General features: G+C 69.8%; 9 protein-coding genes and 3 pseudogenes. 6 read left to right on the top strand and 6 right to left on the bottom strand.

Annotated elements, in window-relative coordinates; genetic code table 11:
- Positions 1 to 756 (bottom strand): annotated as a pseudogene (locus A9X03_RS14325) (endopeptidase); the annotation flags it as partial.
- A gap of 184 nt (positions 757 to 940) precedes the next feature.
- Entirely contained in the window at positions 941 to 1,195 is a 255-nt protein-coding gene (locus tag A9X03_RS14320) for a hypothetical protein (RefSeq protein WP_067758511.1), read from the bottom strand.
- 168 nt (positions 1,196 to 1,363) lie between these two features.
- On the opposite strand from A9X03_RS14320, the pseudogene A9X03_RS14315 reads away from it, so the two are divergent.
- Positions 1,364 to 3,196, top strand: a pseudogene (locus tag A9X03_RS14315) (DEDD exonuclease domain-containing protein); the annotation flags it as partial.
- On the opposite strand, the gene trpD reads toward A9X03_RS14315, so the two are convergent.
- A complete protein-coding gene (gene trpD / locus A9X03_RS28490) occupies positions 3,134 to 4,243 on the bottom strand; it encodes an anthranilate phosphoribosyltransferase (RefSeq protein WP_231968675.1) in 1,110 nt (369 codons plus the stop codon). The pseudogene A9X03_RS14315 and the gene trpD sit on opposite strands and share 63 nt — an antisense overlap.
- A 138-nt stretch (positions 4,244 to 4,381) precedes the next feature.
- Here trpD and A9X03_RS14310 point away from each other — a divergent pair, with 138 nt between their 5' ends.
- Genes A9X03_RS14310 through A9X03_RS14295 form a run of 4 tightly spaced genes read left to right on the top strand, consistent with a single transcriptional unit; the run spans position 4,382 to position 8,790 of the window.
- On the top strand, positions 4,382 to 4,993 hold the full coding sequence (locus A9X03_RS14310; RefSeq protein ID WP_067274561.1) for a heme-copper oxidase subunit III: 612 nt from the start codon (positions 4,382 to 4,384) through the stop codon (positions 4,991 to 4,993).
- Between the two features lie 40 nt (positions 4,994 to 5,033).
- Positions 5,034 to 5,888, top strand: a complete 855-nt coding sequence (locus A9X03_RS14305) for a cytochrome c (RefSeq protein ID WP_082950336.1) — start codon at positions 5,034 to 5,036, stop codon at positions 5,886 to 5,888.
- Positions 5,885 to 7,096, top strand: coding sequence for a ubiquinol-cytochrome c reductase iron-sulfur subunit (locus A9X03_RS14300; RefSeq protein ID WP_067758505.1), 1,212 nt, complete (start codon positions 5,885 to 5,887; stop codon positions 7,094 to 7,096). Before A9X03_RS14305 ends, A9X03_RS14300 begins: the two co-directional genes overlap by 4 nt.
- On the top strand, positions 7,093 to 8,790 hold the full coding sequence (locus A9X03_RS14295; protein ID WP_067758502.1) for a cytochrome bc complex cytochrome b subunit: 1,698 nt from the start codon (positions 7,093 to 7,095) through the stop codon (positions 8,788 to 8,790). The genes A9X03_RS14300 and A9X03_RS14295 overlap by 4 nt, the downstream gene beginning before the upstream one ends.
- Here A9X03_RS14295 and A9X03_RS14290 read toward each other — a convergent pair.
- Positions 8,787 to 9,245, bottom strand: a complete 459-nt coding sequence (locus tag A9X03_RS14290; protein WP_067758662.1) for a DUF5994 family protein — start codon at positions 9,243 to 9,245, stop codon at positions 8,787 to 8,789. The two genes, A9X03_RS14295 and A9X03_RS14290, sit on opposite strands and share 4 nt — an antisense overlap.
- A gap of 338 nt (positions 9,246 to 9,583) precedes the next feature.
- Between A9X03_RS14290 and A9X03_RS14285 the strand changes: the two genes are divergently transcribed.
- Positions 9,584 to 9,817, top strand: coding sequence for a hypothetical protein (locus tag A9X03_RS14285; RefSeq protein WP_067758499.1), 234 nt, complete (start codon positions 9,584 to 9,586; stop codon positions 9,815 to 9,817).
- A 7-nt stretch (positions 9,818 to 9,824) separates the two neighbouring features.
- On the opposite strand, the gene A9X03_RS14280 is transcribed toward A9X03_RS14285, so the two are convergent.
- Both A9X03_RS14280 and A9X03_RS28485 read right to left on the bottom strand, forming a co-directional pair.
- Positions 9,825 to 10,466, bottom strand: a complete 642-nt coding sequence (locus A9X03_RS14280; RefSeq protein ID WP_068018171.1) for a DUF2561 family protein — start codon at positions 10,464 to 10,466, stop codon at positions 9,825 to 9,827.
- Positions 10,466 to 10,656: pseudogene (locus A9X03_RS28485) on the bottom strand (hypothetical protein); the annotation flags it as partial. The pseudogene A9X03_RS28485 and the gene A9X03_RS14280, both read right to left, overlap by 1 nt.

The raw sequence follows: 10,656 nt of genomic DNA, 5'->3' as shown, positions 1-10,656 counted from the left end.
GTTGTAGGGCGGGGCGTGCGCGGCCAGCAGCCGCAGTTCGCGGACGCCGGCCTCCGGCGCGGGCGCGCCGGGTGCCGGGAGACCGGCCGGGATGGGCCCGGGATCGGCGAGCGCCGTGCGCTGCTCGGGCGACAGCGAGACGTACTGCGACTTGACGACCGCGATCTGCACCTGCAGCTGACTTTGCTTGGACTGCAGGCTCGCTCGCACCGCGGCGGCCTGCTCCGCCGCGCTCTTGGCGTCGGCGGCGGACTTGGCGGAATCCCGCTCGGCCTTGGCGGCAAGCTCGTTGGCGACCCGGAAGTTCCTCATCTGGTCGGCCATCTGCGTCGCCATCTGGCGCTGCATGGCCAGCTTGTCGATCAGCCCCTGCGGCGACCCGGCGGTCAACATGGCCGTCATGCCGTCCACGCGGCCGCCCATGTAGGTGGCGGCGGCGAGTTTGTTGACGGCGCTCTGGTAGGACGCCAACCGAGCCTTGGCGGCGTCGACGGCGGCCTGCGCGTCGTCGTGCTTCTTGTCCGCCGCCCGCTGGGCCGCCAACTTGTCGTTGAGGTCGAGCTGCGCGCTGTGCATCGCCTCGGTGGTCTGCTCGGCCTGGCGGGACAACTCGTTGAGTTTCGCCAGCGCGTCGTCGGCCGGGTCGGCCGAGACGTGCGCAGCAAGGACACCCGTTAACACAGTGAAGCCCGCTAGCGTCCCGATGGCAGTTCGTGTGAGGACACGCGCAAACGGGTATCTAGAGTCAAGCCTCAAGATTTTGCTTCCTTAAACGGCCACCGACGCGCCCTCGCGCCGTCGAGCTGGTTTAGGTCTCAAACAGGTTACGAAACGATATCGACGTTTGTCCAAAGCGAGCGGTTAAGAAATTGGATAGATTTCTGTCATTATCGTGTGAACGACGCTGACCCCCTCGTAAGCCTTTGGCACACAAAGCATCCTAGGCGACGCCCGAATCGTGCTCGCGGCGGATGGGCACCAGCCGCAATCGCGGCGCCAGGCCGACATCGGCGAGCACCGCCAATGCAGCGCATTCGTCTTCCAACAAAGTTTCCGGGACCCCGAGTATCACGCTGACTACGCAATCGCGGCACCCGGGCCCGCGCACCGCGCAGTCGTCGCAGTCGATCACCACCGGGGCGCCCGCATCCGGCGCCTTCGCGCCGTAGCCGTCGGGTCTGCTGCTTCGTGCCATCGGGATCGGTCCTCTCGGTCGGGCTGGGTGAACGTCAGGTCGGACTGTCCGAACGGTAACCGCAGCCACCGACAACCAGCCGGCACCGCGTTTCGGCTGGCAACAGGCTCGACTCGCCCCGGCGTGGGAGCCGCGCGGGTGTCGGTGGTCGCGCTTAACCTCGCGGCCATGGGTGCCGGTGGTGCGACTCAGCTCAGCTTCGCCGACTTGGGGTCGCCCTTTGCCACCGCCGACGCCCCGCTGCGCGACACCACATTCGTGGTGGTGGACCTGGAAACCACCGGCGGCCGCACCAAGGGCACGGACGGAAGCGCCCCCGACGCCATCACCGAGATCGGCGCGGTCAAGGTTCGCGGCGGCGTGGTGCTCGGCGAGTTTGCCACGCTCGTCGACCCGGAACGCAGCATCCCGCCGCAGGTCGTGCAGCTGACCGGCATCACCACCGCGATGGTGTCCGACGCTCCGAGGATCGACGCGGTGTTGCCGATGTTCCTCGAGTTCGCCGGGGACGCGGTGCTGGTCGCGCACAACGCCGGGTTCGACATCGGGTTCCTGCGCGCCGCGGCGGCGCGGTGCGACATCGCCTGGCCCCGACCGCGGGTGCTGTGCACGGTGCGGCTGGCCCGCCGGGTGCTCAGCCGCGAGGAAGCCCCCAGCGTGCGGCTGGCCGCCCTGGCGCGGCTGTTCGCCGTCGCCACACAGCCCACCCACCGCGCCCTCGACGACGCGCGCGCCACCGTCGACGTGCTGCACGCCCTCATCGAGCGGGTGGGCAATCAGGGCGTGCACACCTACGCCGACCTGCGCGCCTACCTGCCGGACGTGACGCCGGCCCAGCGGCGCAAGCGGGTCCTCGCCGAGGGCCTGCCCCGCCGGCCTGGCGTCTACCTGTTCCGCGGGCCGTCGGGCGAGGTGCTCTACGTCGGCACCGCCGTCGACCTGCGCCGCCGGGTCGGCCAGTACTTCACCGGCGCGGACCCGCGCGGCCGGATGAAGGAGATGGTCAACCTGGCCACCTCGGTCGACCACGTCGAGTGCGCCCACGCCCTGGAGGCCGGCGTCCGCGAACTGCGGCTGCTGGCCGCGCACGCCCCGCCCTACAACCGCCGGTCGCGGTTCCCGCACCGATGGTGGTGGGTGGCGCTCACCGACGAGGCGTTCCCGCGGCTCGCGGTGGTGCGGGCGCCCCGCCATGACCGCGCCGTCGGCCCGTTCCGCTCGCGTGCCGACGCCGCCGACACGGCCGCCCTGCTGGCCCGCTTCACCGGGCTGCGGACCTGCACCGCCCGGCTGGGGCGCTCGGTCCTGCACGGCCCGGCCTGCGCCGAGGTCGAGGTCTCGCCGTGCCCCGCGGCGCGCGGCGTCACGGCGACCCAATACGCCGCGGCCGTCGCGCACGCCACCGCCTTGATCGACGGCCTGGAGAATGCCGCCCTGGCCGCCGCCGTGGACCAGGTCGCGGCGCTGGCCGACCGCCGCCACTTCGAGAGCGCCGCCCGCCTGCGCGACCGCACCGCCACAGCCGTCGAGACCCTGTGGCGCGGCCAGCGGCTGCGCGCCCTGGCCGCGCTGCCCGAGCTGATCGCGGCCGCGCCCGACGGACAGGGCGGCTACCACCTCGCCGTCGTCCGGCACGGCCAGCTCGCGGCGGCGGGCTCCGCCCGGCGCGGGGTGCCCCCGATGCCGGTGGTCGACGCGATTGTGGCTGGGGCACAAGCGATTCTGCCGAGCCCGGCCCCGCTCGGCGGTGCGCTGGTGGAGGAGTCCGCCCTCATCGCGCGCTGGCTGGCCGGCCCGGGGGTGCGCATCGTCCGCGTCGACGACTCCCCCGACGCGGCGGGGTGGGCGTCACCGTTGCGCTCCGCCGGCGGGTGGGCGGCGTGGGCGGCCTCGGCGCGCTCGGCCCGGTTGGCGTACGAGCAAGCGGCCCAACGTGATTCAGACCTGCTGGCCGAACCGCACCCATCGCGCCAGCAGCTGTTCGGCCGCACCGGAATCGATCGCCGCGCCGGCGCGCCGCAGCCCGTCCTCCCACGCCGGCAACCATTCAGCGCGGCTGGATAGCCCGGCGTGCGCGACGATCGCACCGGCGGCGTTGAGCACGACGGCGTCCCGGACCGGGCCCTTTCCGCCGGCCAGCACCGCGCGCACCTCCGCCGCGTTGGCTTGCGCGTCGCCGCCCAGCAGATCGCCCAGATCGGCTCGGGCGAAACCGAAGCCGGCCGGATCGAAGGTCAGCCTGTCCACCGTGCCGGCCTGCACGCGCCAAATCGTGCTGGTGGTGGTCGTGGTCAGCTCGTCGAGCCCGTCGTCGCCGTGCACCACCAGCACGCTGGACCGGCGACCGGCGAACACCCCCGCCATCACCTCGGCCAGGTCGGCGAATGCGCAGCCGATCAAGCCCGCCCGCGGCCTGGCCGGATTGGTAAGCGGCCCAAGAAGATTGAACACCGTCGGCACGCCGATCTCGCGGCGCGCCGCGGACGCGTGCCGGTACGACGGGTGAAACAGCGGCGCGAAGCAGAACCCGATGCCCACCTCCGCGAGGCTCCGCGCGACCTGCTCGGGTTCGAGCTCGATGCGCACCCCGAGCGCCTCCAGCGTGTCGGCGCCGCCGGCGAGCGACGACGACGCGCGGTTGCCGTGTTTGACCACCGGCACGCCCGCGGCGGCGACCACGATCGCCGCCATGGTGGACAAGTTGAAGGTGTTGGCGCCGTCACCACCGGTTCCGACGATGTCGACGGCACCGGAGGCGATGTCGCGCACGCCCGCGGGCAGCGGGCGGGCGTGGCTCAGCATGACCTCGGCCAGCTCGCTGACCTCGGCCGAGGTGGGCACCTTCATCTTCATCGCCACCGCGAAGGCGGCGACCTGGGCCGGGCTCGCGTCGCCGGACATGATCTGGGCCATGGCCCAGGCTGCCTGGCCGCGGGGCAGATCGTGGCGGTCGGTCAACCGGCCCAGGATCCGCGGCCACGACGGCGCCGTTCCCGCCGCGCCCGCGGCGGAACCCCCGAGGGATGAAGCCTCAGATGACAGAGCCACGCGCCGATGGTCCCACGAGGACCGAACCTCCCCCAACCGTCGCATACGGCCGCCCGCTCCCGCCGTGGTCGCGACGCGAAAACATCAAATGCCGCCCCGGGTGGAGTTCAACAACTACAAAGCGTCATACTTGCGGATGTGACCAGCGCTGTAGGGACCTCAGGTACTGCAATCACGTCGCGGGTTCATTCGTTGAATCGACCCAACATGGTCAGTGTCGGCACCATCGTTTGGCTCTCCAGCGAGCTGATGTTCTTTGCCGGCCTGTTCGCGATGTACTTCACCGCGCGTGCGCAGTCGGGCGGAAAGTGGCCGCCGCCGCCGACCGAACTCAACCTCTATCAGGCCGTACCGGTGACGCTGGTGCTGATCGCGTCGTCGTTCACCTGCCAGATGGGCGTGTTCGCGGCCGAACGCGGCGACGTCTTCGGGCTGCGCCGGTGGTACGTGATCACCTTCCTGATGGGCCTGTTCTTCGTTTGCGGGCAGGGCTACGAGTACTACCACCTGGCCACCCACGGCACGACGATTCCGGGCAGCGCCTACGGCAGCGTCTTCTACCTGGCGACCGGTTTCCACGGGCTGCACGTCACCGGCGGTCTGATCGCGTTCATCTTCCTGCTGGCCCGCACCGCGATGAGCAAGTTCACTCCGGCGCAGGCCACCGCGAGCATCGTCGTGTCCTACTACTGGCATTTCGTCGACATCGTGTGGATCGCGCTGTTCACCGTGATCTATTTCATCCGATGAGCCGACGGCTCCGAATAACGGAATGAACAGGAGTGCTCGGTTGAAGAAGCTGGGGTCCATGCGAAACCGGAAGCCGCGAAAAGCAGCGAGTGATCGCTCCCGGCGGCGGCTGCGCCGCCGCTTGTCCGGCGGGCTGCTGCTGCTGATCGCGCTGACCATCGCCGGCGGGCTGGCGGCCGTGCTGACGCCGCGCCCGCAGGTGGCCGTCGCCGACGAGTCGTCCTCGGCGCTGCTGCGGACCGGCAAGCAGCTGTTCGAGACGTCGTGCGTCTCTTGCCACGGCGCCAACCTGCAGGGCGTGCCCGACCGCGGCCCCAGCCTGATCGGGGTCGGCGAGGAGGCCGTCTACTTCCAGGTGTCCACCGGCCGGATGCCCGCGATGACGGGCGAGGCCCAGGCGCCGCGCAAGGAGCCGATCTTCGACGAGGCGCAGGTCGACGCCCTGGGCGCCTACGTGCAGGCCAACGGCGGCGGCCCGACCACGGTGCGCAACCCCGACGGCAGCCTGGCCATGAAGTCGCTGCGCGGCGAGGACCTGGGCCGCGGCGGTGACTTGTTCCGGCTGAACTGCTCCTCCTGCCACAACTTCACCGGCAAGGGCGGGGCGCTGTCGTCGGGCAAGTACGCGCCGCCGCTCGAGCCGGCCAACGAGCAGCAGATCCTGGCGGCGATGCGGACCGGCCCGCAGAACATGCCGAAGTTCTCCGACGGCCAGCTGTCCTTCGAAGCCAAGAAGGACATCATCGGCTACATCAAGGCGGTCACCGAGGAGCGCCAGCCCGGCGGCTACGGCCTCGGCGGCTTCGGGCCCGCGCCCGAGGGCATGGCGGCGTGGATCATCGGGATGGTCGCCGCCATCGGTTTGGCACTGTGGATTGGGGCACGAGCATCATGAGCGAAAAGGACGTTCGCGGCTCCGACACCGGCGGAACCGCCCATGGTGTCGGCGAGAGGGAACCCGACGACGCCGCGCTGGCGGCCATGTCGCGCGACGAGCTGGTGGCGCTGGGCGGCAAGCTCGACGGCGTCGAGACGATCGTCAAGGAACCCCGCTGGCCCGTCGAGGGCACCAAGGCCGAGAAGCGCGCCGAGCGTGGGGTCGCCCTGTGGCTGCTGCTCGGCGGCGGCTTCGGCCTGGCGCTGCTGCTGGTCTTCCTGTTCTGGCCGTGGGAGTACAAGCCCAAGAGCGCCGCGGGCAGCCTGCTCTACGACCTGGCCACCCCGCTGTACGGGCTGACCTTCGGGATGTCGATCCTGTCGATCGCGATCGGCACCATCCTCTACCAGAAACGGTTTATCCCGGAAGAGATTTCGATCCAGCAGCGCCACGACGGCGCCTCGCGGGACGTCGACCGCAAGACGGTGGTAGCGAACCTGACCGACGCCCTGGAGGGCTCGACCGTCCGCCGCCGCAAGGTGATCGGGGCGTCGCTGGGGCTGGGCCTCGGCGCGTTCGGCCTGTCGACCCTGGTGGCCTTCGCCGGCGGCCTGATCAAGAACCCGTGGAAACCGGTGGTGCCCACCGCAAACGGGAAGAAGGCGGTGCTGTGGACGTCCGGGTGGACCCCGCGGTACGCGGGCGAGACCATCTTCCTCGCGCGGGCCACCGGCTCCGCAGGCGCGTCGCCGTTCATCAAGATGCGGCCCGAAGACCTCGACGCAGGCGGCATGGAGACCGTGTTCCCGTGGCGGGAATCCGACGGTGACGGCACCACGCCGGAATCGCAGGAGAAGCTGCGGGCGATCAACCAGGGCGTCCGAAACCCCGTGATGCTCATCCGGATCCGGCCCACGGACATGCCGCGGGTGGTCAAGCGCCAGGGCCAGGAGAGCTTCAACTTCGGCGAGTTGTTCGCCTACACCAAGGTCTGCTCGCACCTCGGTTGCCCCGCGTCGCTGTACGAGGAGCAGTCCTACCGAATCCTGTGCCCCTGCCACCAGTCGCAGTTCGACGCCCTGCACTTCGCCAAGCCGATCTTCGGCCCGGCGGCCCGTGCGCTGGCGCAACTGCCCATCACGATCGACTCCAACGGGTATCTGGTCGCCAACGGTGACTTCGTCGAACCCGTCGGACCGGCATTCTGGGAGAGGACGACAACATGAGTCCCAAACTGAGTCCCCCGAAACCGCCGAAGATCGGCGATGTTCTGGCCCGTCAGGGCGAGGACATCGACACTCGCTATCACCCCTCGGCGGCGGTGCGCAGGCAGCTGAACAAGGTCTTCCCGACGCACTGGTCGTTCCTGTTGGGTGAGATCGCGATGTACAGCTTCATCGTGCTGCTGCTCACCGGCGTGTACCTGACGCTGTTCTTCGACCCGTCCATGGCCGAGGTCACCTACAACGGCGCCTACCAGCCGCTGCGCGGCGTGGACATGTCCAAGGCGTTCGCCTCGACCCTGGACATCTCGTTCGAGGTGCGTGGCGGCCTGTTCGTTCGGCAGGTACACCACTGGGCCGCTTTGATTTTCGCCGCCTCCATCATGGTCCACCTGGCCCGCATCTTCTTCACCGGCGCGTTCCGGCGGCCCCGCGAGGCGAACTGGGTGATCGGCTCGCTGCTGCTGATCCTGGCGATGTTCGAGGGGTACTTCGGCTACTCGCTGCCCGACGACCTGTTGTCGGGTATCGGCCTGCGCGCCGCGCTGTCCTCGATCACGCTCGGGATGCCGGTGATCGGCACCTGGCTGCACTGGGCGCTGTTCGGCGGCGACTTCCCCTGCGGCGGCATCGGCAACGAGTGCGCGACGGTGGGCACCATCATCCCGCGGATGTACGCGCTGCACATCCTGCTGCTCCCCGGGATCATCCTGGCGCTGATCGGGCTGCACCTCGCGATGGTCTGGTTCCAGAAGCACACCCAGTTCCCCGGCCCGGGCCGCACGGAGCAGAACGTCGTGGGCGTGCGCGTGATGCCGATCTTCGCGGTGAAATCCGGCGCGTTCTTCGCCGCGATCGTGGGAGTGCTCGGCCTGATGGGTGGGCTGTTGCAGATCAACCCGATCTGGAACCTGGGCCCCTACAAGCCATCTCACGTCTCCGCCGGCTCACAGCCCGACTTTTACATGATGTGGACCGAAGGCCTGGCGCGTATCTGGCCGCCGTGGGAGTTCTACTTCTGGCACCACACCATTCCGGCGCCCGTCTGGGTGGCGCTGCTGATGGGCCTGATCTTCGTCCTGCTGATCGTCTACCCCTTCTTGGAGAAGCGGTTCAGCGGCGACTACGCCCACCACAACCTGCTGCAGCGGCCGCGTGACGCCCCGGTGCGCACCGCGATCGGTGCGATGGCGATCGCGTTCTACATGGTGCTGACGCTCAGCGCGATGAACGACATCATCGCGTTGAAGTTCCAGATCTCGCTGAACGCGACGACCTGGATCGGCCGCATCGGAATGGTGGTCCTGCCGCCGGTGGTCTACTTCATCGCCTACCGGTGGTGCGTGGCGCTGCAGCGCAGCGACCGGGAGGTGCTGGCGCACGGCATCGAGACGGGCATCATCAAGCGGCTGCCGCATGGCGCGTACATCGAGCTGCATCAGCCGCTCGGCCCGGTCGACGACCACGGCCACCCGCTACCGCTCGAGTATCAGGGCGCGGCACTGCCGAAGCGGATGAACAAGCTGGGCTCGGCGGGTTCACCCGGGCACGGCAGCTTCCTGTTCGCCGACCCGGTGTCGGAGGATGCGGCGCTGCGCGAGGCGGCACACAGCTCGGAGCAACGCGCCCTCACCGCCCTGCGCGAGCACCAGGAGAGCACCGTCGGTTCAAACGGCAAGAACGGCGAGCACCACTAGCCTCGCGCTGGTTCGGTGACAGCCGTGCCGCACTGTTGGTGCGCGGCCCGCAGGATGGAGCCGGCGGTCAGAAACGCCGGCTTCACCTGGTCGCGCGCCTCGACGGGTAGGTCGGCCGCGCAGCGCAACACCATCAGGGCGAGCGCGCTGTAGGTCGCGTACGGGATGACCAGCAGGTTGACGCGTGCGTCGGCCCCGATGACGGTCATCACGTGCTGACGTTTCCGTTCCCATCCGGACCAGTTCAGGTCGGGCGGCCGCTGCAGCGGTGGCCAGTTGACGTTGATGGACTCGACCTCCCCAAGCAACGGGGTCAGGACGGCGATCAGCTCGGGCAACTCGTTGGTGATGCGGTCCGCGCGTGGCCACCACGCGCCGTCGATCGCCCGCCCGAGCTCACGCCCCACCGACAGCCGGACGGGGTTGGCTCGACGTCGGCGTTCCGGCGCGCTCATCGACGGGCTCGGCGGTCGTGGCCGGTTGTGGCATCCACGGGCGGTTTCCTTCACGTCGGCGTCGTTCGCCCCGGCGGGCGCGGGGCGGACGGAGGAATCGCATTGCCCGTGGGTGGCACCCGCACCGATCGCACGGACCACCGCTGACAACGAAACGGCTCGCCGTCGACGCTACGCCCCCGGTGACCTGTCGGGACGGCCAGGGTGACCCCACCGACGCCGGAATCGCCCCGGTGTCGCGGCAACCGGCTCGGCCCCGCCGGTCCACTAGAGTTGTGGGTGCCTGACCGTGGCGCTGTCCTGGTGAGCGGGGGGCCGAAACGGTGAGGACGGGCGTAATGGCAATACAGGACTGGGCCGACGCGCCAGAGATCCATCCCTCGAAGATCCGCGTCGGTGACATCATCGGCACGCTGCGTCCCACGCAGCTGCGCTACACCGTCAAGATGATCAGCGGACCGCAGACGACCCCGCGGCGCTGGACGTTCTTCGGCCGCGACGCCAACGGCGCGCAACACACCGGCACCTTCGGCGAGGACGAATCGGTTCGCCGGTACGGCAAGGCGTCCTGACCGGCGCCTACCCCCCGTCGACGACCCGGCGCAGCTGGCGAACGTGCAGCCATTCGATCGCCGGCATCCCGGCGGTGACGACACCGGCGACTGCGTACGCGGCCCAGGACGGGCCGTCGTGGCCCACGGCCATCAGGTAGGTGGCCGTCGCCACCGCGACCAGCGCCCCGCCCAGCGCGGTCACCAACAGCACGGTGCCGCGCAACCAGACCCGATCGACGGTCTCACCCGACCAGTCGGAATCTCCCGCCGGAGCCGGCGCCTGGGGCCGCGGTTGCCGCGCCCGCTCGGCCGCGGTGCGCGGCGCCTGCGACATCAGCCGCACCGGCGGCCTGCTGGGCGCGGTCATCCCCCGGGCGGCCGGGTCGGTCTGGGCCATCCGGCGCGCCCGTATCAGCATCGGAATCGCCCCGGCGATGATCAGCGCGGACACGATGATCACGGCATACAGCACCCACGAGGTGGAATGCGTGTTGCTGGCCGCCTTGTGAAAGCCGCGGCCCAAGTCCGCCAGCGCGACGGTCGCGGCCACGCTCACCCCCAGCAACACCAGCCAGATCGCCGCGCACGCACCGATCAGGATGCGGTCGATCACGTCCGGCGAAATGGTGTCGTCGCCGCGGCGGTACGCCGAATACCTGCTGACCATCAGCAGCTCGTCTGCGGTGCGTCGTTGGTGTTCGACGAGAGGACCGTTCCGTCGCTCGTCGTGATCGAGCAGTTGAGCCGGCTGACCCGGAAGAGGCTGGACGCCTCGACGGAGCCCACGTCGGACTGCGAGATCGGCGTGACCGTCATCGACCACGGGATGTACACGTTGTGCTGCGTACGCCGCCGCC

This window comes from Mycobacterium sp. E1715 (assembly GCF_001667625.1).
Classification (GTDB): domain Bacteria; phylum Actinomycetota; class Actinomycetes; order Mycobacteriales; family Mycobacteriaceae; genus Mycobacterium.
This window is presented reverse-complemented; position numbering and strand designations above follow the sequence as displayed.

Excerpts from the sequence above, each read along its gene's own strand:
- A9X03_RS14280 (WP_068018171.1), bottom strand. The coding sequence starts at position 10,466 with ATGGTCAGCAGGTATTCGGCGTACCGCCGCGGCGACGACACCATTTCG.
- A9X03_RS14295 (WP_067758502.1), top strand. The coding sequence starts at position 7,093 with ATGAGTCCCAAACTGAGTCCCCCGAAACCGCCGAAGATCGGCGATGTT.
- A9X03_RS14300 (WP_067758505.1), top strand. The coding sequence starts at position 5,885 with ATGAGCGAAAAGGACGTTCGCGGCTCCGACACCGGCGGAACCGCCCAT.
- A9X03_RS14285 (WP_067758499.1), top strand. The coding sequence starts at position 9,584 with ATGGCAATACAGGACTGGGCCGACGCGCCAGAGATCCATCCCTCGAAG.
- A9X03_RS14290 (WP_067758662.1), bottom strand. The coding sequence starts at position 9,245 with ATGAGCGCGCCGGAACGCCGACGTCGAGCCAACCCCGTCCGGCTGTCG.
- A9X03_RS14320 (WP_067758511.1), bottom strand. The coding sequence starts at position 1,195 with ATGGCACGAAGCAGCAGACCCGACGGCTACGGCGCGAAGGCGCCGGAT.